The 23,946-nt window shown below is 70.7% G+C and carries 20 protein-coding genes; 7 read left to right on the top strand and 13 right to left on the bottom strand.

The genetic code is table 11. The annotated features are described in order from the left end of the window. Window positions 1-106: 106 nt before the first annotated feature. Complete coding sequence (locus AC2D8W_RS18400; RefSeq protein ID WP_484672745.1) at window positions 107-748, bottom strand: GDYXXLXY domain-containing protein; 642 nt, start codon at window positions 746-748, stop codon at window positions 107-109. After that, a complete protein-coding gene (locus AC2D8W_RS18395) occupies window positions 745-1,830 on the bottom strand; it encodes a DUF2157 domain-containing protein (protein ID WP_484672744.1) in 1,086 nt (361 codons plus the stop codon). Before AC2D8W_RS18395 ends, AC2D8W_RS18400 begins: the two co-directional genes overlap by 4 nt. 166 nt (window positions 1,831-1,996) lie before the next feature. On the opposite strand from AC2D8W_RS18395, the gene AC2D8W_RS18390 reads away from it, so the two are divergent. Beyond that, on the top strand, window positions 1,997-2,125 hold the full coding sequence (locus tag AC2D8W_RS18390) for a hypothetical protein (protein ID WP_484672743.1): 129 nt from the start codon (window positions 1,997-1,999) through the stop codon (window positions 2,123-2,125). Window positions 2,126-2,374: 249 nt separating this feature from the next. Next, entirely contained in the window at window positions 2,375-5,017 is a 2,643-nt protein-coding gene (locus AC2D8W_RS18385; protein WP_484672742.1) for a TonB-dependent receptor, read from the top strand. A 62-nt stretch (window positions 5,018-5,079) separates the two neighbouring features. Here AC2D8W_RS18385 and AC2D8W_RS18380 read toward each other — a convergent pair whose 3' ends face one another. The 3 genes from AC2D8W_RS18380 to AC2D8W_RS18370 all read right to left on the bottom strand — a co-directional run bounded on the left by AC2D8W_RS18380 (window position 5,080) and on the right by AC2D8W_RS18370 (window position 6,739). After that, window positions 5,080-5,424 (bottom strand): hypothetical protein, encoded by a 345-nt coding sequence (locus AC2D8W_RS18380; RefSeq protein WP_484672741.1) that lies wholly within the window; start codon window positions 5,422-5,424, stop codon window positions 5,080-5,082. Beyond that, on the bottom strand, window positions 5,421-5,762 hold the full coding sequence (locus tag AC2D8W_RS18375; protein WP_484672740.1) for a hypothetical protein: 342 nt from the start codon (window positions 5,760-5,762) through the stop codon (window positions 5,421-5,423). The genes AC2D8W_RS18380 and AC2D8W_RS18375 overlap by 4 nt, the downstream gene beginning before the upstream one ends. Window positions 5,763-5,872: 110 nt before the next feature. Then, window positions 5,873-6,739 carry an SPOR domain-containing protein gene (locus AC2D8W_RS18370; RefSeq protein ID WP_484672739.1) on the bottom strand — a complete coding sequence of 289 codons (867 nt, stop codon included), beginning with the start codon at window positions 6,737-6,739 and terminating at the stop codon, window positions 5,873-5,875. Window positions 6,740-6,942: 203 nt separating this feature from the next. Here AC2D8W_RS18370 and AC2D8W_RS18365 point away from each other — a divergent pair, with 203 nt between their 5' ends. Beyond that, window positions 6,943-8,133 carry a hypothetical protein gene (locus tag AC2D8W_RS18365; RefSeq protein ID WP_484672738.1) on the top strand — a complete coding sequence of 397 codons (1,191 nt, stop codon included), beginning with the start codon at window positions 6,943-6,945 and terminating at the stop codon, window positions 8,131-8,133. A 201-nt stretch (window positions 8,134-8,334) separates the two neighbouring features. Here AC2D8W_RS18365 and AC2D8W_RS18360 read toward each other — a convergent pair whose 3' ends face one another. From AC2D8W_RS18360 to AC2D8W_RS18350, 3 genes are all read right to left on the bottom strand, one after another. Next, a complete protein-coding gene (locus AC2D8W_RS18360; protein ID WP_484672737.1) occupies window positions 8,335-8,739 on the bottom strand; it encodes a response regulator transcription factor in 405 nt (134 codons plus the stop codon). Then, on the bottom strand, window positions 8,726-12,169 hold the full coding sequence (locus AC2D8W_RS18355; RefSeq protein ID WP_484672736.1) for a PAS domain S-box protein: 3,444 nt from the start codon (window positions 12,167-12,169) through the stop codon (window positions 8,726-8,728). Before AC2D8W_RS18355 ends, AC2D8W_RS18360 begins: the two co-directional genes overlap by 14 nt. 144 nt (window positions 12,170-12,313) lie before the next feature. Continuing rightward, on the bottom strand, window positions 12,314-12,583 hold the full coding sequence (locus AC2D8W_RS18350; RefSeq protein ID WP_484672735.1) for a hypothetical protein: 270 nt from the start codon (window positions 12,581-12,583) through the stop codon (window positions 12,314-12,316). Between the two features lie 109 nt (window positions 12,584-12,692). On the opposite strand from AC2D8W_RS18350, the gene greA reads away from it, so the two are divergent. From greA to AC2D8W_RS18335, 3 genes are all read left to right on the top strand, one after another. Beyond that, window positions 12,693-13,172: a transcription elongation factor GreA gene (gene greA / locus AC2D8W_RS18345; protein WP_484672734.1), complete on the top strand. Its 480-nt coding sequence runs from the start codon at window positions 12,693-12,695 to the stop codon at window positions 13,170-13,172. Between the two features lie 427 nt (window positions 13,173-13,599). Next, a complete protein-coding gene (locus AC2D8W_RS18340) occupies window positions 13,600-15,360 on the top strand; it encodes an N-acyl-D-amino-acid deacylase family protein (protein ID WP_484672733.1) in 1,761 nt (586 codons plus the stop codon). Window positions 15,361-15,461: 101 nt separating this feature from the next. Beyond that, window positions 15,462-15,833 carry a hypothetical protein gene (locus AC2D8W_RS18335; protein WP_484672732.1) on the top strand — a complete coding sequence of 124 codons (372 nt, stop codon included), beginning with the start codon at window positions 15,462-15,464 and terminating at the stop codon, window positions 15,831-15,833. A 251-nt stretch (window positions 15,834-16,084) separates the two neighbouring features. On the opposite strand, the gene AC2D8W_RS18330 is transcribed toward AC2D8W_RS18335, so the two are convergent. The 4 genes from AC2D8W_RS18330 to AC2D8W_RS18315 all read right to left on the bottom strand — a co-directional run bounded on the left by AC2D8W_RS18330 (window position 16,085) and on the right by AC2D8W_RS18315 (window position 20,813). Beyond that, a complete protein-coding gene (locus AC2D8W_RS18330) occupies window positions 16,085-16,618 on the bottom strand; it encodes a 2TM domain-containing protein (protein ID WP_484672731.1) in 534 nt (177 codons plus the stop codon). Window positions 16,619-16,813: 195 nt separating this feature from the next. Continuing rightward, window positions 16,814-19,540, bottom strand: coding sequence for an adenylate/guanylate cyclase domain-containing protein (locus AC2D8W_RS18325; RefSeq protein WP_484672730.1), 2,727 nt, complete (start codon window positions 19,538-19,540; stop codon window positions 16,814-16,816). 92 nt (window positions 19,541-19,632) lie between these two features. Continuing rightward, complete coding sequence (locus tag AC2D8W_RS18320; RefSeq protein WP_484672729.1) at window positions 19,633-20,175, bottom strand: DUF1697 domain-containing protein; 543 nt, start codon at window positions 20,173-20,175, stop codon at window positions 19,633-19,635. Further along, the gene (locus AC2D8W_RS18315; protein WP_484672728.1) at window positions 20,172-20,813 is read right to left on the bottom strand and encodes a glutathione S-transferase family protein; all 642 of its coding nucleotides are present in this window, start codon (window positions 20,811-20,813) and stop codon (window positions 20,172-20,174) included. Before AC2D8W_RS18315 ends, AC2D8W_RS18320 begins: the two co-directional genes overlap by 4 nt. Before the next feature lie 105 nt (window positions 20,814-20,918). On the opposite strand from AC2D8W_RS18315, the gene AC2D8W_RS18310 reads away from it, so the two are divergent. Further along, a complete protein-coding gene (locus tag AC2D8W_RS18310) occupies window positions 20,919-22,277 on the top strand; it encodes a spinster family MFS transporter (protein ID WP_293480696.1) in 1,359 nt (452 codons plus the stop codon). 67 nt (window positions 22,278-22,344) lie between these two features. Here AC2D8W_RS18310 and AC2D8W_RS18305 read toward each other — a convergent pair whose 3' ends face one another. Further along, window positions 22,345-23,874, bottom strand: coding sequence for a ShlB/FhaC/HecB family hemolysin secretion/activation protein (locus AC2D8W_RS18305; protein WP_484672727.1), 1,530 nt, complete (start codon window positions 23,872-23,874; stop codon window positions 22,345-22,347). Window positions 23,875-23,946: the final 72 nt, after the last annotated feature.

The raw sequence follows: 23,946 nt of genomic DNA, 5'->3' as shown, positions 1-23,946 counted from the left end.
CGCCGCCTCCGCGATCTCTGCGGTTGGTAGCGGGGCGGCTTGACCGTCCCTCACGCCTCCGGATGTGATTGCCTTCCCCATCGCGGCCGCGATGGCCGAGGAGAGGTCAGTACCAGTCCAGTTCGACCCGCCGGTCGCCGACGATCAGGCCCTTCACCCGCGCCTTGCCGTCCCGGCCGATCGACAGGACCGCGTAGCCGGGCGGGCCACCCTCGGGGCGCGCCCGCAGCAACTCCGCCTCGATCGCCTCGGCCTCCTTCTGCTCGAGGTGGATGCGGTCGACCCCGAGACCCAGTCCGACCATCAGGGGCTCCGGCGGGGCCGGCCGCTGCTCGGGAGGCGCCTCGCCCGGACGCAGGATGCGGCTCACCCCAGCGACGCTGTCGGCGAAGCAGTCGATCCGCCCGCGCACCGCGACCTCGCCCAGCTTCAGCGCCTCGGCCCGTGTCTTCGCTGCGCCGGCCGGCGCGTGGTGATCGCCCTCCCGCTTCAGCGCCACCCAGCCCTCCGCCGGCCCGGCCTCGGGCGCCGAGCCCGGCGGGCATTTCGAGCCCGGCGGGAAGCGATGCGTGAGGTTGAACCGCACATAGTGCCCCTGCAGCAGAGAGCGCGGGTCGTAGCCGGCGAGGGCGAGCCGCACCTCGGTCCCCTGCTCGCGGGCGATGGTCTCCCGGGCCACCAGGCCCACGAGCGCGAGCGCCAGCACGCCGGCCGCGGCGAGGATGCGCACGGGCGCGCCGGCCCTCATGCCGCCCTCCGCTTGAGCACGAAGGCCGCCGCCAGCGCCACCAGCGCCGCCAGCCCGAACACGGCCGCGGAGGTGAGAAGGCTGACGCCCAGGCTGGTCAGCAGCGCTGCTCCGGCGCCGATCAGGCCCAGGACGCCCACCGCCGTCACGCCGCCATGCCGGTCCACCCGGCCCAGCGCGACCACAGCGCCCGAGACCAGCAGCATCAGCAGGCTGACCACGACGCCCCGGTCCGAGGCCTCCAGTCCCACGGTCCCGCTGAGATCGACGAACATCGCCGCCGCCGCCGACAGCGCGGCCGCCGACCACCAGCCGTAGAGCACGCCGGCGGCCGGCGCGAACGGCTCCCGGGCGCGCCGCGCGCCCGCCGCCAGGGCCACGGCGCCCAGCGCCAGCGCCACGACGGGGCCGGCCTCGTACTCGCTGATCTTCCCGTAGAGCAGGCCGGCCGTCACGACCGTGGCCACGCCGGCCGCGTGCGCCAGGGCCTGCGAGCGCCAGCGGATCGCGAGACCGGCCCCCGCCGCGGACCCCAGTCCCAGCCACCACGGCCACGGCGCTCCACGGCCGGAGAACAGGCCGGCGCCCGCGAACTCGCCCAGGCCCAGGAACACCAGCGCCAGCACGCCCGTCCAGGCCGACCCGCCCGCCAGCGCCAGCAGCGCCGCCGCCACGGCGGCGAACCGGAGCGCCGCCTGCGGATCGCCTGCGATGTCGAAGATCTGCCCCGTCAGCCCGATGGCCGCAGCGAACACCATCGCCGCCACCGCCAGCAGCACCTGGCTGGCGACCGGCCGCCCGCGCGCGCCAGCCCAGGCGCCCGCGCCCGCCACGCCGAGGAACAGCAGCAGGATCAGGCCGAAGCGGACGATGCGCGGGATGTCGGACCAGTTCGCGGCCACGAAGGCGATCGCCGCCACCCCGGCCAGCAGGCCGCCGACGATGCCCAGCGCCGTGGCTGCATCCAGGCGGCGGCCCTCGCCCACGCTGTCCAGGATCGCGCTGCGGCTCTCGGCCGGCACGAGGCCGCGGCCGATCCAGCCGTCCAGGTCCTGCTCCAGCCGTCTGCGGTAGCTCGCCATGCGCCTTCCCCGGACCGCACCTTGGCCCGGAGACGCCCGGGCGCCTAGGGCGCGTTCCGAACGGGGACGCCCGCGACTGCTACTCGAAAGAGCCCCCCTGATCGCCAGCGTCCGCTGGCGGCCCGGGCAGTTCTCGGTCGAGGACCAGCGCCGCCGGAAGACCCACATGATGTTCGTCCTGGTTTCCCGCGGCATGCGCCGTGATCCCCGCTTCGCCGACCTCGCCGACCGCATCGGCCTGACCGGCTGTTGGCGCGCCGCAGGCGTGGTCCCGGACGTAGACCGCGTGGCCTGAGCCCGCGTCCGGGCGACCCGACCGGGCGCTCAATTCGACCGCGTCCGCCGCATCTTCTCCGCGCTCCGCCGGGACTTTGCCGACCTGCGTTACCGACCGCGACTTCAGATCAACAGCCCGTGCGATTTCGCCTTCCGTAGGCGGAAAGGCTTGTTGACGCATGCCCCGCCATGCCGGACATTCGAAACCAAGCGCCATCAAGGCGCTGTCGAAAACGGGCTTGGGGGAAACATGTTGTCTCGAAAGAGTATGCTGCTGTCGTGCGTGTTTGCGGCGACAGCAATCTCGGGCGTGGCGCACGCGCAGGCGTCGTCGACCAACGAGATCGAGGAACTGGTCGTCACCGCGGAAAAGCGGGAGCAGTCGCTGCAGGACGTGCCGGTGGCCGTGTCGGCCTTCACCGATGAACGCCGCGAGATCGTCGGCATCAACTCGGTGCAGGACCTGACCAACTTCACGCCCGGTCTCGCCTACTCCACCAACAACGACCGCGCCTCGCTGCGCGGCATCGGCCGCTTCTCCAACAACCGCTCCACCGAGGGCGGCCTGGCGATGTACAACGACGGCTTCTACACGTCGTCGGTCACGGCCTTCGCCCAGTCGACGCTGTTCCTGGAGCGCACCGAGGTCCTGCGGGGACCGCAGGGGACCCTCTACGGCAAGAACGCCATCGGCGGCGCGCTGAACATCATCTCCAAGCGCCCGACCGACGACTTCTACGCCGAGGCGCGCGGCTCGTACGGGAACTATGACAGCAAGGCGCTCGAAGCGGCCGTGTCGGGCCCGCTGTTCGCCGGCATCCGCGGCCGCCTGGCCGGATCCTGGGGCAACATCGGCAAGGGCGTCTTCGAGAACCTGAACCCGGCCGTCCCCGACGAAGGCAACCGCGGCACCGTCTGGACCGTCGAGGGCCAGCTCGACGGCAGCCTCGCCGACGGCAAGCTGGAGTGGTGGCTGAAGCACTCGACGACCGAGTGGCACACGCTGGGCCGCGGCCCTGGCGGCCGCACCACGGCCGCCTACGGCTTCCGGGTGATCGACAACCCGCTGCAGGCGCCGCTGACTCCGAACTCGGCCGCCTTCGGCACGACCACGGCGTTGCCCGGCAACACCTGCCAGTTCTGCTACAACACCGACGACGGCAACTTCATCAATCTCGAGAGCAACACGACGACGTTGAACGTGACGTTCCATGCTCAGAACTTCGACATCAAGTACATCACCGGCCTGACCTACTACGACTACCGCCTCCAGACCGACCTGGACGGCACGTCGCGCCAGGCGCCGTTCCTGCTCGGCCCGTTGGCCAACCCGCTGTTCGGCCTGCCGGGGCAGCCGGCGACGGTCAGCCCGATCTACTTCCCGCGGCAGCACAACCAGTACCAGGAAGAGGTCTGGTGGTTCTCGAACGAGATCAACATCGCCTCGACCCATGACGGGCCGCTGCAGTGGCTCTTCGGCGTCTACCAGTACCGCGAAGGCTCGAACTACCGCCTGTCGGACGCCCGCTTCCCGGACGACGCGCGCTTCGAGACGCCGATCCTGTTCAGCGCGACGGCGCCCACCTCCACCGTCGCGGCCGCCCCCAACCCGCTGCGCCGCTATGCGGTGGGCGAGTCCGAGAACAAGAACGAGTCCTACGCCGCCTTCGGTCAGGTCGACTGGCAGGCGACCGAGGAGATCAAGGTCACGGCGGGCCTCCGCTACACCTACGACGAGAAGACCTCGTTCGAAGGCGCACGGCTCTTCTGCCTCTACACGGCGACCTGCCCGGTCTCGCGGGTCAATGGACGCCCTGTCGACGTGACCGCGGTCGCCTCGCCGGGCTTCAGCACCATCGGCGGCGTTCAGGTGACCGACCCGTCGGTCGTGGGCGGCGTGGCCGGGATCTACACTGATCCCACGACCGGACTGCGCCACCGGACCCTCAACGAGAACTGGAGCGCGCTGACCGGCACCTTCGGCGTCGACTGGAAGCCGGACGCCGACACGCTGGCCTATGCCAAGTACTCGCGCGGCTACAAGGCCGGCGGCTTCGACTCGGGAACGACGACGCTCCAGACCTTCGTCACCACCGACAAGGAAATCATCGACGCCTACGAGGTGGGCCTGAAGAAGACCTTCGGCGGCCGCCTGCAGGCGAACGTCTCGGCCTTCTTCTACGACTACCAGGACATCCAGATCCCGCTCTCGTTCTTCAACGAGACCCTGGGCGCGAACCAGACCCGGTTCGTCAACGTGCCCAAGGCCGAGAACTACGGACTGGAGCTCGAGACGATCTGGCAGCCCATCGACCGCCTGCAGATCCTGGCCAACTACTCGTACCTGAACGCCAAGATCAAAAAGGGCGTGTTCACGCCGGATCCGGATGACCCGCTGGCCCTGCAGCCGGGCGCTCGGATCGCGCCCGCTTCCGCCCAGGCGGCCAACGCCTGCATCCCCGGCCGCACGCCGCCGGCCTGCTCGCTGCTGGTGAACGTCAACCAGGACATCAGCGGCTACCGCCTGCCGTCCTCGACGCCGCACCGGATCGCGGTCAACGCCAACTACACCTGGGAGCTCGAGCAGGGGAACCTGACCCTGTCGGGCAACTACGTGTGGCGCGCGGCCACGTACTATTCGGTGTTCAACACCTACTACAACAAGGCCAAGTCCTACGGCACGACCGACTTCCGGATGCTGTTCAACGATCGGGACGATCGCTTCACGGTGATCGCCTATCTGAAGAACGCCTTCGACCAGCGCGGCTCGGCCGGCGTCAGCGGCACACGGATAACCAACAACCAGGTGAACAACAACGTGAACCACCCGCTGTTCAACCGGGTGAACCAGACCGTGTCCTACATCCTGCCGCGGACCTACGGGATCGAGGTGCAGTACCGCTTCCGCTGAGGCCCCGCGCCTTTGCGGTCACGACGCCCCGGCCTCACCGCTGGGGCGTCTTCGTTTGGGGCCTAGCGACAGGCCTCGACCACCGCCTCCAGCTGCCGCAGCCGCTGCTGGCGCAGGATCCGGCCCGCCGCGAGGAGCTGGTAGCGCTCGGCGGCCCCCGGCGCGTTGCGCAGCGCCGAGTCGCTGTCGGGATAGCGCGGCACGGGCGGCAGGTTCGAGGGGACGCAGGCCCGGGGCTGCGGCGCGGGCGGCGGAGCCACCGGGGGCGGCGGCTTCCGCGGCGGCGCGGCCACAGGCGCGGGCGGCGGCGCAGGCGGCGGCAGGTCCACCTTGCGCACGGTCTGGCAGGCGGCGAGAGCCGCCGACGCGGCGACCACGAGCAGAAGCTGGCGCACGCGGCCGCTCATTCCTTGAGGTTCGAGAGCACCGCCCGGTCGGCGCTCTCCATCCGCGCACAGGCGTCGATGCCTTCGGGGCCCTGCTGGAGCAGCCGCCGCGCGCCCGCGGGCGTCTGGGCGTCGGGTCCGGCCTCGGCCACCACGGCCGGCGCCGCCGCCCTCGCCGCATGGCACGCCGCCAGGTCCGTCCGGAGCCGCGCGTTCGTCGCGTTGGACGCCTGGGCCAGCTCGACGATCCGGGCCTCGTAGCCGGCGCGCTCCGAGCGCCAGATCGAGGCCGAGACGCCGTAGGCCAGCGCGAGCGCGAGCGCCACGCCGGTGGCGATCGGTCCCGTCACCGGGCTCATCAATGCGTGCCTCAATCCTGCGAGCATCGAACCACTACGCACCCAATGGCCTTGACCAGGGGTTTAAGCGGCGCCGCTGTGGCGTTTTCGCGACCGCGCCGGGCGCGGCCTCAGCCCGGCTTGCCGGCGCGGACGAAGCAGGCCCGCCCGGCCGACTTGAGCTCGGCGCAGAAGGCCTGCGCGTCGGCCGTGGAGGCGAACCCGCCGACCAGCGCCCGGCGCCAGGTCTTGCCGCCGACCTGCGCGGTCTCGACCCAGGTGGTGCGTCCTTCCACGCGCCGCCCCAGCGTCGCCAGCAGGTTCTGGGCGTCGGCCACCGAGGGCGCCGCGCCCACCTGCGCCACGATGGCGCCGGCCGCGGGGGCGACCCTGGCGACCGGCGCGGCCGCCGTCGCAGCAGCCCTTGGCGCAGGCGCGGGCGCCGGGGGGGGCGCGGTCGTGGAGGGCGCGCCCTCGGTCGCCGCGACCTTGACGGTCCTGGTCTGAAAGGGTCCCTGGAAGTCCGGGTCGCAGGCCGCGCGCAGGGCATACTCCAGCGCCGTGCCCGTCTCGGGGACGCGCCAGTCGGCGTCGGCCTCGCGGAGAAGCCGCCGCTCGCCCAGGAGATTGCGCTGCACATAGCCGGTCGTCTCGCCCAGGCGCACCCGCCGCGCCTGGCAGTCGGCGCTCAGCGACACGTGCCACGACAGGGATCCCGTGCGCGCGAAGGTCTCGGCCGACAGCGCCTCGGCCCGGATCACCACCCTGGGGCCCTGCCCGCCGCCGGCCGGGAAGGTCGACACGACCGAGGTCACCGACTGGGGCGTCACCGCCACGACGCGCTCGGGCAGGATGTCGGTCTCGCGCTGCATCCAGGCGAGCAGCGTCGCCCGCTCCAGGGACGCGGGAAACGTCGGCTGCTCCTGCGCCCCCGCCGCCCACGCCAGTGCGCCCAGACCCAAGACCGTCGCCGCCGCGCCGGCGCTCGCCCACATCATTCCGAACCCCCAGAACTCGATTCCGCCGCAACCTGTTCGCCAGCCGATTTTCGCGCAAGAGGCGACTCGCGGTACGCGCGCCCGCCGGCGCGTCCGGTCGCAAACCCCCGTTTTGGGTAGGCGAATGTCAACCTTACTGCGTCAGACTGGGGCCAAGCTCCGCTTTGTCGGACTCTCAGTAACACTTGCGTTCCAATCTCAGGATGTCGCGATCGCGCCTGGCCCTCCCCTTCGGCCCGGCGGGATCGGGGGAGAGCCAGCGTTTGGGAAAATCGTCCGATCGCACGTTCCGCAGTCTGCGCGGTCTCGAGAAGACCGCCTCGACCAGCCGTGTCCTGAACCTGGCCGCGCTGTCGGTGCGCCATGCCGGCAACCCCGACCACGAGAAGAACCCCTTCTTCGCCGCGCAGACGCTGAACGGCGCCGTGCTCGTGCGACACCGGCTCCGCGAGGCCGAGCGCGAGGTGTTCGACCGCGCCCGCTACACCGCGACCAAGCTGATCATCCCCTTCGAGCGCTCGGACCTGGGGTTGGGCGGGCGCTCGGTGTTCGTCCAGGAGCGCGGCTGGCTCGACGTGCTGGAGGAACTGCGGGGCGACTTCCCGGACTTCCCCCGCGACATCGCCGTGCTCGAAGCGATCGACGAACTGCCCTCGCTCGACCCGTTCCTGGTGCGCGAGCACATGAAGCGGCGCGGCTTCGACATCAGCCCGACCCACTTCGAGATCTCGGCGCCCGACCTGGCCCGGATGCAGCGATTCGTGGGCTCCGAGATCGCCAAGCTGATCGAGCTCGCCTACCGCGACACCGACGGTCAGGAGAACAACATCAACCGCCTGGTCGAAGCCCTGCTCTCGGCCCGGACCGACGACCGCCTCGAGCCCCTGCGCCTCACCCTTCGCCTCGAGAAGGAGAACTACAAGGAGGGGATCTTCGCCTGGAAAGGCTTCCTCTACTACAAGTGGGTCCTGAACACGCTCTGGGCCAACCTCCGCGAGGTGTTCGCCGAGCTGTCCAAGGTGAAGGTCATCGGCCCCATGGACACCGAGACCCGGCGCGAGATCGAGGAACTCAAGCAGCGCCTGCGCCAGAAGATGGAGCGGCAGGTCAAGGTGGTGATGAACTACCTGGGCGTCTATGACGAGGTGTTCCAGCAGCTGACGGTGCAGGGCAACGCCCTGGCGTTCCGCGACTTCCTGCTGCGCTCGCCTGAGATGTTCCTCCAGCTGGGCGACGGCTGCGGCCTCGTCAGCCACATCGCCACCTACTGGCGCTACCAGTTCCCGCGCGGCCGGCCGCTCGCCGCCAACGTGATCCAGCTGATGGACACCCTGCAGGACTTCGAGATGAGCCTCGGGGCCGCCGACGAAATGGAGCCGCGGCGGGCGGCTTAGCGCGCGTCTTGTCGGGACAGACGAGGTTATGGCGTCCGTCCTCAGTACCGCCTATCCCGGCGAATGCCGGGACCCAGATGGAATGGCTCAGCAGCAGGTTCGAGAGGCTCGGAGCCCTTCCAGTCAGGGTCTCGGGCATGGATCTGGGTCCCGGCGTTCGCCGGGACGATCGGACGGTGTTGAGCCGAATGCCGGCCGGGCTCAGCCCTTCGGGCCCCGCGGTCGCTGGAGCAGCCGGCCGACCCTGGCGATCAGCGCCTCGTCGCGGAACGGCTTGGCGAGGTAGTCCTTGGCGCCCAGCCGGATGGCCTTCGCCACGTCCTCGGCGGCGTTGCGCGCGGTCAGCACCATCGTCGGGACCTTGTCCGACAGCCCCTGGGCCTTCATCTGCGAGAGCACGCCGAAGCCGTCCAGCACCGGCATGTTGATGTCCAGCACCATCGCCTCGGGCTTGAAGTCCTGCAGCCGGCTCAGCGCCGCCGACCCGTTGCGGGCCGAGCGGGTCTCGAAGCCGGCCAGCTCCAGGCGCGTCACCAGCAGCTCGGTCAGATAGGCGTCGTCGTCCACCACGAGTACGCGACGGCGGCGCCCTTCAGCCAGCGACATCAGCGTCTTCCTCCTCCGGCGCCCAGGTCGTGGCGCTCAGGATCGTCGTGTACATGTCCAGGGGCTGGATGGGCTTGCGCACCAGCCCGTCGAAGCCCGCGAGGTCGCCCTCGCCCTCCAGGTCGGCGTCGGCCGTGAACGCCAGGACCGGCACATGCTGGTTGGGGCCGGAGGCCCGGCGAAGCCGCCGCAGCGCCTCGCGGCCGTCCAGGCCCGGCATCCGCAGGTCCATCAGCACCACGTCGACGGGCAAGAGGCCCAGCCGCTCGAGGGCCTCGGCGCCGTCCGCAGCCTCGTCGACCTCGGCTCCGGCAGCCTCCAGGATCCGCCGCGAGAGCTCCCGGTTGGCCGCGTTGTCGTCGACCACAAACACCCGGATCCCCTCGATCTGGACGGGCCGGCCGTCCTCGTGGGCCAGCTGCGACGGAAGCTCCGCGGCGGGCGCCGGCAGCTCCACGAAGAAGGTCGCGCCCGATCCGAGCTCGCTGACCACGCCGATATGGCCGCCCATGGCGTCGGCGATGCCGCGGCTGATGGCCAGGCCCAGGCCGGTGCCCCCGTGCTGGCGGGTCATCGAGCCGTCGATCTGGGTGAAGCGCTGGAACAGGACCCCCTGGGCTTCGGCGTCCAGGCCGGGGCCCGTGTCGGCGACCTCGATTCGCAGCCAATCGGGCGCCCCGCCGGCCGCCAGGACCAGGGCGACCTCGCCGGCCTCGGTGAACTTGATGGCGTTCCCGATCAGGTTGATCAGCATCTGGCGCAGCCGGTCGCCGTCCAGCATGGCCACGCGCGCCGCCTCGGGGTCGGCCTCGAAGCGCAGGGACAGCCCCTTGGCGTCGGCCTGGGTCGAGAACAGCTGCAGCGTCTCCTCGCAGACCGCCGCCACCTCGATGGCCTTCGGGCGGATCTCGAACTTGCCGGCCTCCAGCTTCGAGAAGTCGAGGATGTCGTTGACGATGGCCAGCAGCGCGTTGCCCGCGCCCGCGATGCGGTTCGCATAGCCCGCCGCCGGCCCGGGCAGATCGAGCTCGGTCAGCAGGTTCGTGAAGCCCAGCACCGCCGTCAGCGGCGTGCGGATCTCGTGGCTCATGTTCGCCAGGAACTGCGACTTGGCCGCCGCGGCCGCCTCGGCCGCCGCCTTGGCGCGCTCGATCTCGACCTCCTGAGCCACCTGGCGGTCGATGTCGCGGATGACGTCGAGGAATCCGGTGGGCTCGCCCGTTTCCGGATCGCGCATGAGGCTGGGGTTGGACTCCATCCACTGCCACCCGTCGCCCCTGCGGGCGCGCCAGCGCACGCGGGTGGCGCCGCCCTCCAGCGCCAGCTTGCGGAAGGCCTCGAAGACCACGCCCGCGTCGTCGGGATGCATGCTCTCGGCGAATGAGCGCCCCTCTATGTCGCCCGGCAGCTTGCCGGACATGCGCACGTTGGGGCTGACGTAGATCGCCTTGCCGCTCAGGTCGGACATGACGATCAGGTCCGAGGTGTTCTCGCTGATCATCCGGTAGCGGGCCTCGGAGGCGCGCAGCGCCGCCTGGGCGGCCCGCTGCTCGGTCAGGTCGCGCAGCTCGGTGACGTAGTGCTTCGGCGAACCGTCCGGATTGCGGACCATCGACATGGTGATCTCGCACCAGAGGTAGGTCCCGTCCGCCTTCAGGAAGCGGCGCTCGCGGGTGTAGCTGTCGATCTCGCCCGCCCGGAGACGCGCGATCTCTCCGTTCCCGCGGCCCCGCTCGTCCGGATGGATGAGGTCGTCGCCGTTCAGGGTGATGAACTCGGCCTCGGTGTAGCCCAGCATCCGGCAGAGGGTGCTGTTCACCTTCGCGATGCGGTTGTCCAGCTCCACCAGGCACTTGCCGGTGGCCGCCTGCTGGAAGGCCGTCTCGAACAGCTCGGCCTGGGCGCGGCGCTCGCCGACGTTGCGAAGGACGTTGATCTCGCCCACCAGCTCGCCGTGCTCGTTGCGCAGGGCGTGGGCATTGCTCTCCATCCAGATCCACTCGCCGTTTCGGGCGCGGAATCGGGCCTGGTAGATCCCGTCCGCCGGTTCTCCGGCGCGTTCGCCGCCGGCCGGGGTCGGCTCGAGATCGTCGGGATGGACCAGGTGATCGGTCTGCAGGCCGAGCAGGGCGCCCGGCTCGTAGCCGTAGGCCCGGACGGACGGCGAGACGTAGGTGATGCGGCCCTCGGCGTCGAGCTGGACGACGACGTCGCTCATGTTGTCGGCGATCAGCCGGTACCGCGCCTCGCTCTCCCGCAGCGCCGCCTCGGCGGCCTTCTGCGCGGTCAGGTCCTCGACCTGCGAGATGAAGTACTTCGGCCGGCCCTCGGCGTCGCGCACGAGCGAGACGCCCAGCCGCGCCCACACGGACTCGCCGTTCTTGCAGATGTAGCGCTTGTCGATGCGGTAGCTGTCGATGTCTCCCGCGATCACCTGCTTCACGAGGTGGATGTCGGCGGTGAGGTCGTCCGGGTGCGTGATGGTCTGGAAGTCGAGATCGAGGAGTTCGGCCTCGGAGTAGCCGACCATCCGGCAGAACGCGTCGTTCAGGCGGAGGAAGCGGCCGTCCGGCCCGACGAGCGCCTTGCCGACGACCGCGTAGCGGAACGCGCTCTCCACCAGGTCCATCTGCTCCCGCAGCCTGGCTTCGCTCTCACGCAGCGCGTCCTCGGTGGCCCGGCGCGCGGTCTGGTCGTGGGCCTGGCACACGAAGTACTGCGGCAGACCCTGGGCGTCGCGCACGGCCGAGGCGGTCGTGTGGACCCAGACGGTCGAGCCGTCCTTGCGGATGTAGCGCTCCTCCGAGGCCGAGCTTTCGATCTCCCCGCGGAGCAGCGCCTCGGCGCGGGCCCGGACACCGGGGATGTCGTCAGGGTGAATGAGCCGGCCCGCCGCCAGGCCCACCACTTCGGTTTCGTCGTAGCCCACGATCCGGCAGAAGACGCGGTTCGCGCGGCGGATCACGCCCGTCGGCGTGACGATGGCGATCCCGGAGCCGGCGCTGCGGAACGCGGCCTCGAACAGTTCCGCCTGTTCCCGCGCCGCATCCTCCAGCGCGCGGCGGTCCGTGATGTCGCGCAGCACGGTGACGACCTCGACCTCGCCGGCGCCGTTCCGCACCGGGCGGGGGTTCCCCTCGAACCACAACCAGGTTCCATCGGCGGTGCGGAACCGCGTCTCGCGCCGGGCAGGACCATCGGTCTCGTCCTGGGCGAGCCGCAGGATGTGCGCCATCAGGCCCTGCAGATCGTCGGGATGCGTCAGCGCCGCGATGGGCTGGCCGACCAGCGCCTCGGGCGCATAGCCGTAGCGCCGGACGGCCGGAGACACGTACCGAATCCGCCCGTCCACGCCGAAGCGCGCGATGAGATCGCTGGTGTGCTGGGCGATGAAGGCAAGCGCCTCCGCCGCCGTTTCGTCGGCCCCCATGTCGACCACGGCTTCCCTGTTCCGCGGTCGGCGCCGCGATGCCCTTCAGGGTAGATGCAACGCCTTTCAAGGGGATGAACGGCGCCGGGGGGCAAATCTCAGGTTGCGCGGCGGCTTGCCGCACGAATGCGGCTGTCTCGCCGGTCAGTTGGGCGGGTCGACCCGACCGTCGCCGGCGGTCCCAGGCGCGGTCGCCGGCTCGGGCGCCACAGCCGGCGTCGCGGCGTCGGCCGGAGGCACGGCGCCGGTCGCGCCGGCGTCCGGGGCGGCGGCCAGCGGCCCGCCCGACTTGGGGGCCGTGGTGTCGGGCATGGCCGCCGCCACGTCCGAGCCTTGCGGCGAGGACCCGGTCGGGCGTTCGCAGGCCGCCAGGGCGAGCGCCGGCAGCATGGCGAGGGCGAGGAGCGACTTCATGGGTGGTGTTCCCTTCATGGTTCGGGCAGGGAACGACGTGGAGGCGGCGCCGTTCCGCCCGCCTGCGCCGGTTCTCTCAGGCGCCAACCCGGTCTAGGATCGCTCGCCCATGGCCGTCGCCTTCACCCGCGAAGAGGACTACGAGGCCCAGGCGGCCGACCTGCCTGACCGGCCGGTGTCGCCGCACCCGAACCTCGTCACCGCTTCCGGGCTCGCCGCCATCGAGGCCCGGCTGTCGGCGGCGCGCGCTGCCTGGTCCGCGGCCCAGGCCGGGGGCGGGGTCGCCGCCGATCGCACGGCCATGGCCCGCGCCACCCGCGACCTGCGCTACTGGTCCGCCCGCCGCGCCTCCGCCCAGCTCACAGAGCCCGACGCCCCGCCCGGCGTCGTCGCCTTCGGCCGGACCGTCGAGATCGAGCGCGAGGACGGCCGCCGCCAGGCCTGGCGCATCGTCGGCGAGGACGAGGCCGATCCGGCGGCCGGCAGCGTCTCCTACGTCTCCCCCCTCGCCCGCGCCCTCCTGACCCGCGCCGTCGGCGACGTGGTCCAGGTCAACGGCGCCGAGGTCGAGATCGTCGCCGTCCACTAGGGAGCCGCCCCCGCACGCCCCGCACGTTCCCGTCATCCCGCGGCTCGTCCGCGGGACCCATGCCTCCGCCGGCTGTGAGCCAACCGACGTCGCAGGACCCCTGCCGCGCCACCCGACCGCCCCGCAGCCGCCGGCATGGATCCCGCGGACAAGCCGCGGGATGACGGTGGGGGGATGGCGGCTGTGCGCCTGACCTGTGCAGGTCCCGCCGCGCCCCCTCTCGCTTCGCGAGCTCCCCCAGAGGGGGAGCATCCCCCAAAGATCCTCCCCCCCTGGGGGAGGTCCGGCGGCGCGACGCGCCGGCGGGGAGGGGGTGGCCGGCAGGGCCTCGCCCCAACGCCCCGCCTCGCGACCTAAAACCCGTTTCACTTCCCCAGGGGCGCCGGGGTATCGTCCTTCGCAGAACATGTGATGCGGGAGGACGGCCATGCGGGATCTGATCATCCGTAACGGGACCATCGTGGACGGGACCGGCGCGCCGGCCTTCCAGGGGGACATCGCCATCCAGGGCGACCGCATCGTCGAGGTCGGCAAAGTCGAGGGCGCCGCGAAGCGCGAGATCGACGCCACGGGCCTCACGGTCACCCCCGGCTGGGTCGACATCCACACCCACTACGACGGCCAGGCCACCTGGGACCCGGTGATGGCGCCGTCGTCCTGGCACGGCGTGACCACCGCCATCATGGGCAACTGCGGCGTCGGCTTCGCGCCCGTCCGCCCCGGCCAGGAGAACTTCCTGATCGAGCTGATGGAAGGCGTGGAGGACATCCCCGGCTCGGCCCTGGCCGAGGGGATCGACTGGAAGTGGGAGAGCTTCCCCGAGTACCTCGACGCGCTGGAGGCCAAGCCGCGCGCGATCGACGTGGGCACCCACGTGCCCCACGCGTCCGTCCGGGCCTACGTCCTGGGCGAGCGCTGCAACACCGATTACCAGCCGAACGCCGACGAGATCGCCCAGATGGCGGCCATCGTGCGCGAGGGGGTCGAGGCCGGCGCGCTGGGCTTCTCCACCAGCCGGACCCTGCTGCACAAGGACCTCAAGGGCGTGCACATGCCCGGCACCTTCGCCGGCTCGGACGAGATGCTGGCGCTCGGCATGTCCATGAAGGGCCTGCGCCACGGCGTCTTCGAGATGGTCTCCGACCACCTGGGCGACGACGACGAGTGGTTGTGGGTCAAGGGCTTCGCGGCCGAGACCAAGCTGCCGGTCACCCTCGTGGCCACCTCGGCCGGCGCCTACGAAGGCGACAAGATGTACAACATCGCCGAGGAGAGCCGGAAACACGGCATGGACATCCGGCCGCAGATCGCCGGCCGCCCGACGGGCATCCTGCACGGCCTGACCTCGAGCTTCCACGTGTTCATGGCTTCGCCGACCTGGAAGGCGAAGCTGGCCGACGCCTCGCTCGAAGAGCGCCTGGCGCTGATGCGGACGCCCGAGATCCGCGCCGCGCTGCTCTCCGAGGACAGCCCGCTGATCCGCGCCGCCATCGGCGACGGCCAGGCCGGCGACCTCGCGGTGGCCTTCGGCGGCAGCCTCCTGTGGCGGATCTTCCCGCTGGGCGAGCGGCCCAACTACGAGCCCGACCGCGAGCAGTCGGTGGCGGGCCTCGCCCAGGCCGCCGGCGTGCCCCCGCTCCACATGATGTACGACCTGCTCCTGCGCGACGGCGGGCGCGAGCTCTTCTACCAGCCGCTCGGCGGCTACGTGACCTACAACTTCGACTTCTTCCGCAAGAACATGCAGCACCCGAACGTGCTGTTCGGGCTCTCCGATGGCGGCGCCCACTGCGGCGTCATCGCCGACGCCGGCATGCCCACCTTCATCCTCAGCTACTGGGCCCGCGACCGGGTGAAGGGCGACCGCTTCCCGCTGGAGTTCCTCGTGCGGAAGCTCACCAGCGACACGGCGCGCGCCTACGGCCTGAACGACCGCGGGCAGCTCAAGCCCGGCCTGCTGGCGGACCTGAACATCATCGACTTCGAGGCGCTCAACCTCGACCGGCCGGTCGCCGTCCACGACCTGCCGGCGGGCGGCCGCCGCCTGGTCCAGAAGGCCGAGGGCTACCGCTACACGATCAAGTCGGGCCAGGTGACCTTCCAGGACGGCGAGCACACCGGCGCGCTGCCCGGCGGCCTCGTCCGCGGCGGGCGCGAGGCGGTGATCCTGCCCATGGCGGCGGAATAGCGGCTCGGCGTTTTCGCAGGCTCCCGGGCCGCATCCTGACGTTGCGTCCTGCGTACCTATAGGCGAGGGTCGCCTCCGAGGCCCTCGAGGAGCCCGCCCGCATGAAGCTGATCGTCATCATCCTGGCCGCAGCCGCCGCCATGGCCGTCGCCGCCGCGACGGACGCCGACGCCGAGACCCTGTCCCCGCAGGCGGGCGCCCTGATCGCCGCCACCCGCGCCGCGCCCCCCGGCCAGCTCCAGGCCCAACCGGCCTTCGCGCCGCGCTATGCCGGCGAGCGGCCCGTACGCATCCCCGGCGTGGCGCAGACAGCCGTCGACGCGAAGCTCTCGGGCGACGACGACGTGATGGGGTCCCTGGGTTTCCTCTGCGGCCTGAAGCCCGGCGCCGAGAAGTACGGCATCGCCGGCGCCCGCGGCTACGACGACACCGGCCGCTTCCTCGGCGCCAAGCTCCGCGTGGCGTTCCGGTAGCCGCGCGGGCGCGCGGCTCGGTCGCTTCCGACCCGGGGCGGACGCTCGGCTCTCTCGCGCAGCGGCGGGAGGCATGGGCGCTCTTCTTCCCGGGTATTCGAGCGATCCGATTCGAGGTCGGCAGAAGCTGTCCGAGGCGACCGCGACATGCACGACGGGTCGCGTTGGATGTTGGCGGGGAGTTGAGGAGGGGCGCTGCGCTTGTGCGCGCGAACAACGCCAACTCCCCATCCTCAGCGGACGCTGTCAGTTCAAAGTGGTCGCCCCAGAAGGCGCTCCACTTGCCGCTTCTCCCAGACTGGGTCGAGGAAGGGAACCTTCAGGAAAACCTGGATCGCGTTGAGCAGGACCATGATGCCCCAGATCGCGCCCATCCAGAGCGACCACATGTATTGTGGGAAGGTCAGCCAGTTGGTGATTATCAGGCTGCCCGCCACGCTGACAAAGACCATCAGGTTGACCCAGAACAGCTTGATGCGGCGCACGTGGGCTAGGGCTAGGGCTTCGTCCGCACGCAGGTCTTGAGCGGTGGTGTTGGGCTGGTCCATGACCGCCTCCCTCAATCGGTTGAAGTCGATTTCGAAGACTGACGCGACGGCTTTGAGGGTTTCCGCGGTGGCGGGCTTTCCGCTCTCCAGGCGCTGGATTGTGCGGACGCTGAGGCCGCTCAGGACGGCGAGCTGCTCCTGGGACCAGCCCTGCTGCAGTCTGAGTTTCTGAACGAGCATCACGGCCCCCAATGACATCGGGCCAATCGGTGCCTCGACGATCCAACTGTCGGCCACGTCAAATACCCGTCAAGAGCGCGACTTTCGCACGACACTGGGTCTCTCGAAGACGGCGCGGGCCGAAAGGCGCGCCGTCACCGTGGGGTCTGTGGAAGGCCTTCGCGGCCCTTGAGGGGCCCCGGGCCCGCCTCATCCTGGACGTCCGGCTTGAGCGCGCCGCAGCGCCCGACGAGACTACGCGCCGTCGGCTCGCTACTTCTCGGTCAGGTTCCAGACCCCGTCCCAGTCCTTCGGCGGCGGCGCCGTCGCCAGCAGGCGGCAGCGGTCCAGGTAGACCCGCGCCGGGCCATCGTCCGGATAGACCTTGAGCGCCGTCTTGAACGCCGCCTCGGCCGCGCGCCAGTCCCGCGTCCGGTAGGCCTTCAGGCCCACCGCATGCAGCTCCAAAAGCTCGCCGAGCTTGGGCTCGCCCGCCCGGTAGCCCAGGGACTCATAGACCGCCACGGGCCGGTCCTTGCCCTTCACCCGGATCAGGTCCAGCTCGCGCAGCGTCGCGGGCTTCTGAAGGTCGCGGACGGTGAACTCGGAGAGCAGGATCCCGGCGCCGTACTGCTTGGTCGTCCCTTCCAGGCGCGAGGCCAGGTTCACCGTGTCGCCGATCACCGTGTAGTCCAGGCGCCGCGAAGAGCCGATGTTGCCCACCACCGTGGGGCCGCTGGAGAAGCCGATGCCGATGGCCAGCGCCTCCTGCCCCGCCGCCGCCCGCCGCCGGTTCAGCTCGGCCAGCCGCGCCATCATGTCGTCGGCGGCGGCCACGGCGTTGTCGGCGTCGTTGGGCCCGACGATCGGGGCGCCGAACAGGGCCATGATCCCGTCGCCCATGTATTTGTCGAGGATGCCGCCGTGCTGGAAGATCACGTCGACCATCTCGGTGAAGTACTCGTTCAGCAGGCTCACCGTGTCCCGCGGGCCGAGCGCCTCGGCGATCGAGGTGAAGCGGCGGATGTCCGAGAACATCACCGTCACCTTCTGCTCGGTGCCGCCCAGTTCCAGCTCGCCGGCCGACAGCAGCTGGTCGGCCACCTCCTTCGACATGTAGCGGCTCATGGTCGAGCGGACGCGCTTCTCCTCGGTGATGTCCTCCAGCACGATCATCGAGCCGATCTGGTCCTGGCTGGAATCCAGCAGCGGCAGGGTGGTCAGGTTCACCGAGGCCTTGCCACCGCCCGCGCCCCGCGTCAGCTCGGCGTCAACCGCCAGGTGCGTCTCGCCCGTCGCCAGCGTCTTGGCCAGGTTCTCCGAGATCCAGTGGTTGTCGCCGGTGAACAGTTCCCAGGACGGCCGCTCCAGCACGGCCTCCCGCGCCAGTCCCAGGAGGGCCAGGGCCGCCTCGTTGGCGGTGACCACCTTGGCCTCCGAGTCGACCGTCACGATCCCGTTCGACGTGCTCTGCAGGATGCTCTCGTTGTAGTTCTTGATCGACAGGACGTCGTCGAAGAGCTTGGCGTTCTCCAGGCTCACCGCGATCTGCGCCGCGAACGCCTTCATCCGCGACTCGTCCTTGCTGGTGAACGTCCCGCCCTTCTTGTTCAGCGCCTGGGCCACGCCGATGCGGGCGCCGGCCTTGTTGGTGATCGGGACGCACAGGATCGAGCGCGTGCGGAAGCCCGTGCGCCGGTCCACGTCCTGGTTGAACCGGGGGTCGGCGTACGGGTCGGTGATGTTCTCGGTCTTGCCGGTCGTGAACACCGCGCCCGCGATCCCGGCGCTGGTGGGCACCCGGATCTGCACCTTCTCCAGCCCGTCCGCGTACAGGCTGAACAGCTCGTCGCTCTTCTCGTCGTAGACGAACAGCGAGGCGCGCTCGGCGTTCAGCAGTTCGGTCGTCGCCGTCATGATCCGGCCGATCAGCGCCTCCAGCAGGAGCTCGCCGGCCAGGTCCTGGGTCACCTCCAGCAGCCGCTGCTCTTCCCGCAGGCTGTCCAGCATCAGGCCGAAACCGCGGTTGATGTCGGCGTACTCGTCCGTGGTCAGCACCTCGAGCTCGGCCTCGTCCAGCCGGCCGCTCTCCACCTGGCGCATCGCCTCCACGAGCCGCGCCGCCGAGTTCGACACCTCCCGCGCCGTCAGGATCGCCATCGAGATGGCGCCGGTGATGGAGACCAGCACGACGCCGAACGCCCAGATGTAGCTGGCCAACACCTCGTCCGCCGGCACGACGAAGCCGTGGGCCTGCAGGACCCGGTCGAACTTGAACTGGAACGACACCGCGCTGAACACGAGGGGCAGCGACGACACGAAGATCGCCAGGAACAGCACCTTGTTGCGCAGCGGCACCGAGATGAGGTCCTTCGCCTGCTCGGGCGGGATCGGGCCGTCGAGGAGCCGGGACAGCCGGATGGCGATCGGCTCGATCGCCTTGGAGACGGCGAAGAACTCGAAGATCGCATGCGCCGGCGAGGCGAAGACGAAGATCATGGTGGCGAGCGCGATCAGCTGCCAGATGTCGATGCCGGCGTCGAAGAAGGTGTTCAGGGTGAAGATCACCCCGATCAGCGACAGCGTCGCGGCCGGTCCGTGCAGCGTGATCACCCGCACGGCCGAGAGCTGCGGCATGTTGAGCGCCCGCACCAGCGCGCCCGCGATCTGCTGCTCCGACGGCTTCTCGCCACGGTCCAGCGCGCTCAGAACCGGCGACAGAGGCCGCACCTGGCGGCCGATCACCCAGAAGTCCAGCGAGGTGAAGAAGACGACTCCGAACGGCACCGCCATCCAGAAGATCAGCCACTGGCGGAGGGTGAACTCCAGGCCGAGCAGGCCCAGGAGCAGCGTCACCGACACCGCGATCAGGGTGGCGACCGAATAGATCCAGATCAGCCGCCAGAACAGCGCGCGGCCGGTGTCGACCGCCGGCTTGGCCGAGATCGCGGGCCGAATGGATTTGAGCGGCGGCGACGCGTTCACCGCGTCGTCACCCATGCGATGGCTGCGATCCAGCCCATCTCCGCCCCTCTTCCCCCCGACATACCGAGCTTACGGCGCCATTCCGCGCGCCGCCAGCCGACGCAGCGTCAAGACGGCGCCGCTTCGAGCGCCGCCAACAATTTGCCCACCGTGTTCCAGTTCCGCATCGTGCCGCGCACCTTCAGCCGGCGCTCGATGACGGCGTTGGCGAGCTTCGAGGTCCCCGCCCCCGCTGGGAAGAAGATGTAGAGGCAGCCGGGCCCTGGCCGCACCGATTCGCCGGCCACGCAGGCCGACTCCAGCGTCTCGAGGCCGGCCTGCGGGTCGCCCGAGAGGAACATGGCCATCAGGCGGTTGGGCTCCGTCTTCGCCTCGTCCGGGAACGGATTCGCGGCCGCCACCGCCTCGAGGTCGGCGAGGTCGCGCACCAGGACGTCGGAGAACAGATTGAAGGCCCCCTCGATCTCGGCCTCCAGGCGCTTCTCCGCGGCGGCCTTGGAAAGGTCCGTCCCGAAGATGAGGTTGCCGGAGGCGAGCAGCGTCTGGGGCCTCTCGAAGCCCGCCGCCTCCGCCACCTGCCGCAGCTCGGCCATGGCGACCTTGCGGCCGCCCACGTTCACCGCGCGCAGCAGCGCCGCGTGGCGCTTCATCGCGCGCGCTGCGCGTCGGCCAGCGCGTCACGCTCCCACTCCAGGAACTCCGGGGTCTGCAGCAGCCGCGCCACGTACTGGCCGCAGCGCCCGTCGTCGCCGTAGTCCGACAACCGGATCCCGTAGGTGCGCACCCGCGTCGCCACGGGCGTGTAGAAGGCGTCCGCGATCGACCAGTCCCCCGCCAGGAAGGGCCCGCCGAACCGTCCGAGCATGTCGCCCCACATCGCGATCAGCCGGCGCAGGTTGTCGCCGGTCGCGGGCGAGAGGGCGACCTCGCGCACGGGCTCGTCCAGAGCCATGGGGCACTCGCCGCGCAGCGAGGCGAACCCCGAGTGCATCTCGGCCGCCGCCGCCCGCGCCAGCGCGCGCGCCGCCGGGTCCCGCGGCCACAGGTCGGGGGCCTTCTCGGCCGCATACTCGCAGATCGCCAGGGAATCCCAGATCACGAGGTCGCCGTCCTTCAGGACCGGCACGAGGCCCGAGGGCGAGTGCGCCCGGATGCGGTCGGCCGAGACGTTGTTCTCCTGGCGCAGCTCCACCAGGGTCTCGCGGAACGGCAGGCCGGCCCGTCTGAGCGCCAGCCACGGCCGCATCGACCACGTCGACCACCGCTTCGTTCCGATCACCAGCTCCATGCGCGCTCCATACTGCTGTTCTGAAACACTCTAACTGTTGCGGCCCGCGGCCGGGCGCCATCTAACTCGCCGCAACACATAAGAGTCCGAGGAAAGCGCCTTCAGATGACCGAAGCCGTCAACACCGACGCGCCGGCCCCCACCACCACCCCTGCCGCGCCCGCGACGTTCTCGGCGGGCTACACGCGCTACGTCATGTGGCTGCTGCTCGGCATCTACATCGTCAACTTCCTCGATCGGCAGGTGATCAACATCCTGGCCGAGCCCATCAAGAACGAACTGCACCTCGCCGACTGGCAGCTCGGCCTGATGAGCGGCCTGGCGTTCGCGGTCTTCTACACCGTGCTGGGCATCCCCATCGCGCGGCTCGCCGAGCGAAAGAACCGGGCCTACATCATCGGCAGCGCCGTCGCGGTCTGGAGCGGGTTCACCGCGCTCTGCGCCACGGCCACCAACTTCGCGCAGCTCATCTTCTACCGGATCGGCGTGGGCGTCGGCGAAGCCGGCTGCACGCCGCCCGCCCACTCGCTCATCGTCGACTACGTGGCCAAGGAGAAGCGCGCCTCGGCCCTCGCCTTCTACTCCATGGGGACGCCGATCGGCGGCCTCATCGGCCTCGTCATGGGCGGCCTCGTCGCCGACGCCTACGGCTGGCGCGCCGCCTTCCTGATCGCCGGCGCCCCGGGCCTGATCTTCGCCGCCCTCGCCTTCTTCACGCTGAAGGAGCCGCGCCGGCTCATGGCGCAGCACGCCGCCCAGGTCTCGGCGGCGTCGGCCACCTTCGGCCAGACCATGGCCTATCTGGGCAAGCGGCCGACGTTCTGGTTCATCGCCTTCGCCGCCGCGATCAAGGCCTTCATCGGCTACGGCCACGCGCCCTTCACCGCGTCGTTCTTCCTGCGCAACCACACCGCCGAGGTGGCCGCCCTGGCCGACGGCTTCGGGCTCAAGTCCGTGGGCTTCCTTGGCCTCGCGCTCGGCCTCATCAGCGGGATTTCCGGCGCCATCGGCAGCTATGTGGGCGGCATGATCGCCGACAAGTTCGGCAAGAACGACCTGCGCGCCTACATGGTCGCGCCCGCCATCGCCAGCCTGATCACCATCCCGGTCTACATCTTCGCGGTGACCGTGGACTCCGCGGTGATCGGCCTGCTCACCCTCGCCATCAACGGCTTCCTCGGCACCCTCTGGTACGGCCCGGTCTACGGCACCGGCCAGTCCGTCGTGCCGCCGCACATGCGCGCCACCGCGGCCGCCATCCTGCTCTTCACGATCAACCTGATCGGCCTGGGCCTGGGCCCGCTGGGCGTGGGCCTCCTCTCCGACTACTTCAACAAGGGCCTGGGCATGGGCCCGGCCGAGGGCGTCCGCTGGGCGCTGATCGCCTCGGCCACCATCGGCGTCATCGCCTTCGTCTGCTTCTGGATGGCCCGCCGCACGATCCGCGAGGACACCGTCAGCTAGGGGAGAACCTCGCGGATGATGCTCCCCCCCTGGGGGAGCTCGCGAAGCGAGAGGGGGTGACCGGGCCTCAGAACCAGGCGTAGAGCGAGGCGAAGCCTCGCCAGTCCTTGTCGCCCTCTTCGAAGGGCGTGCGCGTCAGCGGCCGCGCCGCCTCGACCCGCACGGTGAAGCGCCCGCGCAGCGTCACGCGCATGCCCGCGCCTGCGGAGGAGAACGCCGCGGACCGGCCGCCGAAGGGCGTCCGGTGGTTCCACACCTTGGCGCCGTCCACGAAGGCGTAGGTCTGGAAGAAGCTGACGGCGGATTTCTCCGGGGCGAAGCCGTAGCGCAGCTCCGCCAGCCCCGCGAGGCCGCTGTCGCCCGAGATCTCGGCGTAGTTGTAGGCCCGTCCGTAAGGCAGGCCGCCCGGCGCGAACTCCTCCGAGAGCAGCAGCCGGTCGGGGCTCCACTGCCCGTCGGCGGCGAGGTAGAGGCCCGCGCGCCGGCCGATGTCGCGGTAATGGCTCGCGCCCACGTTCAGCTTCCAGAACGACCCGTCGGCGTCGAACCTGGAGTTGCCGCGGCTTGGCCTGGCGGTGGCGCCGAGGATCTCCAGTCCGTGGGACGTCTGGGCGAAGACGCTGGTTGAGCTCGCGCCCGTGCCGCGATCGCCCTGCAGCGAGGCGCGGACCACCCGCAGGTCGTCCGAGTAGCGGCCGCCGTTGCGGTAGGCCTGCTCCACGTGCCGGCCGTCGAGGGTGACGGCGGCCCAGAGCGATTCGCGTCGGCCGCGCACCAGGGGATGGGCGAGCCGCAGGCTCGCCGCCTGGCTCTCGGTGCCGACGTTGTTGTTCAGCGGCGTCGAGCCCTGCCGCGACCGCGAGGCCGAGAACGCCCCGCGCAGGCGGGAGCCGGCCGGCAAGGCCACGCCGTACGACAGCTCGCCCTGCACGAACTCGCCGGGGTCGTCCGGCACGGTGAGCACCGACAGCGCCAGCTGGTCGCCCGGGCGCGCCAGGCTGTTGCGGGCGAGCCGGCCGGTGGCCTGCACGGGTCCGACGGAATCCGTGCCGCGATTGTCGAGATAGACGCTGCCGCTCCACTTCCGCAGGCCCGCCGCGACCACCAGCCTGTGGCGCGCCGGATCGTCGATGACGGGCTCGATCCGGGAACGCGGCTGCACGCCCGGCAGGTCCGACGCCAGCGTGAGGCGCCGCTCGAGGTCGGTCAGGCGCAGCGGCCGCCGCTCGGTCAGGCCCGATAGCAGCGCCTCGAGAGCCGGCGCGGCGTCGCCGCTCACCTCCACGTCGCCGATGTAGCCTTCGTAGACGCGAAGCCGCGCGTGGCCGCCGGGGCCCTGCGGCGGCACCACGGCGCGGGTGAGGAAGTAGCCGTCGGCGCGATACTTGTCGGTGATCGCCTGGGCGATCTTCACCAGGTCCTCGGTGGTGACCTCGCGGGCCAGGTAATCATCGTAGAGCGGCGCGAGGTCCTTCAGCGGGTAGGCGGTGACGCCATCGACGGTGAGGCCCGTGAGCACGAAGCGGCCGCCGGCGGGGGCGGCGCCCGGCCCCGTCGTGGCGGGCTCAGGCCCTGCAGCGCCCAGCGAGACCGCCAAGAGCGCCAGAGCGACCGTCCGCAGAGGGGGGGAAAGACGATGTCGCACTTTGGGGGGATGACTTCTGAGAAT

The organism is Phenylobacterium sp. T106 (assembly GCF_057219735.1).
This window is presented reverse-complemented; position numbering and strand designations above follow the sequence as displayed.

What these genes read in the sequence shown, in the direction of transcription:
- AC2D8W_RS18375 (WP_484672740.1), bottom strand. Translation starts at nt 5,762, where the DNA reads ATGAGCCCGGTGACGGGACCGATCGCCACCGGCGTGGCGCTCGCGCTC.
- AC2D8W_RS18350 (WP_484672735.1), bottom strand. Translation starts at nt 12,583, where the DNA reads ATGAAGTCGCTCCTCGCCCTCGCCATGCTGCCGGCGCTCGCCCTGGCG.
- AC2D8W_RS18325 (WP_484672730.1), bottom strand. Translation starts at nt 19,540, where the DNA reads ATGGGTGACGACGCGGTGAACGCGTCGCCGCCGCTCAAATCCATTCGG.
- AC2D8W_RS18355 (WP_484672736.1), bottom strand. Translation starts at nt 12,169, where the DNA reads ATGGGGGCCGACGAAACGGCGGCGGAGGCGCTTGCCTTCATCGCCCAG.
- AC2D8W_RS18310 (WP_293480696.1), top strand. Translation starts at nt 20,919, where the DNA reads ATGACCGAAGCCGTCAACACCGACGCGCCGGCCCCCACCACCACCCCT.
- AC2D8W_RS18395 (WP_484672744.1), bottom strand. Translation starts at nt 1,830, where the DNA reads ATGGCGAGCTACCGCAGACGGCTGGAGCAGGACCTGGACGGCTGGATC.
- AC2D8W_RS18385 (WP_484672742.1), top strand. Translation starts at nt 2,375, where the DNA reads ATGCTGCTGTCGTGCGTGTTTGCGGCGACAGCAATCTCGGGCGTGGCG.
- AC2D8W_RS18400 (WP_484672745.1), bottom strand. Translation starts at nt 748, where the DNA reads ATGAGGGCCGGCGCGCCCGTGCGCATCCTCGCCGCGGCCGGCGTGCTG.
- AC2D8W_RS18335 (WP_484672732.1), top strand. Translation starts at nt 15,462, where the DNA reads ATGAAGCTGATCGTCATCATCCTGGCCGCAGCCGCCGCCATGGCCGTC.
- AC2D8W_RS18365 (WP_484672738.1), top strand. Translation starts at nt 6,943, where the DNA reads ATGTCGCGATCGCGCCTGGCCCTCCCCTTCGGCCCGGCGGGATCGGGG.
- AC2D8W_RS18320 (WP_484672729.1), bottom strand. Translation starts at nt 20,175, where the DNA reads ATGAAGCGCCACGCGGCGCTGCTGCGCGCGGTGAACGTGGGCGGCCGC.
- AC2D8W_RS18370 (WP_484672739.1), bottom strand. Translation starts at nt 6,739, where the DNA reads ATGATGTGGGCGAGCGCCGGCGCGGCGGCGACGGTCTTGGGTCTGGGC.
- AC2D8W_RS18390 (WP_484672743.1), top strand. Translation starts at nt 1,997, where the DNA reads ATGATGTTCGTCCTGGTTTCCCGCGGCATGCGCCGTGATCCCCGCTTC.
- greA (WP_484672734.1), top strand. Translation starts at nt 12,693, where the DNA reads ATGGCCGTCGCCTTCACCCGCGAAGAGGACTACGAGGCCCAGGCGGCC.
- AC2D8W_RS18340 (WP_484672733.1), top strand. Translation starts at nt 13,600, where the DNA reads ATGCGGGATCTGATCATCCGTAACGGGACCATCGTGGACGGGACCGGC.
- AC2D8W_RS18360 (WP_484672737.1), bottom strand. Translation starts at nt 8,739, where the DNA reads ATGTCGCTGGCTGAAGGGCGCCGCCGTCGCGTACTCGTGGTGGACGAC.
- AC2D8W_RS18315 (WP_484672728.1), bottom strand. Translation starts at nt 20,813, where the DNA reads ATGGAGCTGGTGATCGGAACGAAGCGGTGGTCGACGTGGTCGATGCGG.
- AC2D8W_RS18380 (WP_484672741.1), bottom strand. Translation starts at nt 5,424, where the DNA reads ATGAGCGGCCGCGTGCGCCAGCTTCTGCTCGTGGTCGCCGCGTCGGCG.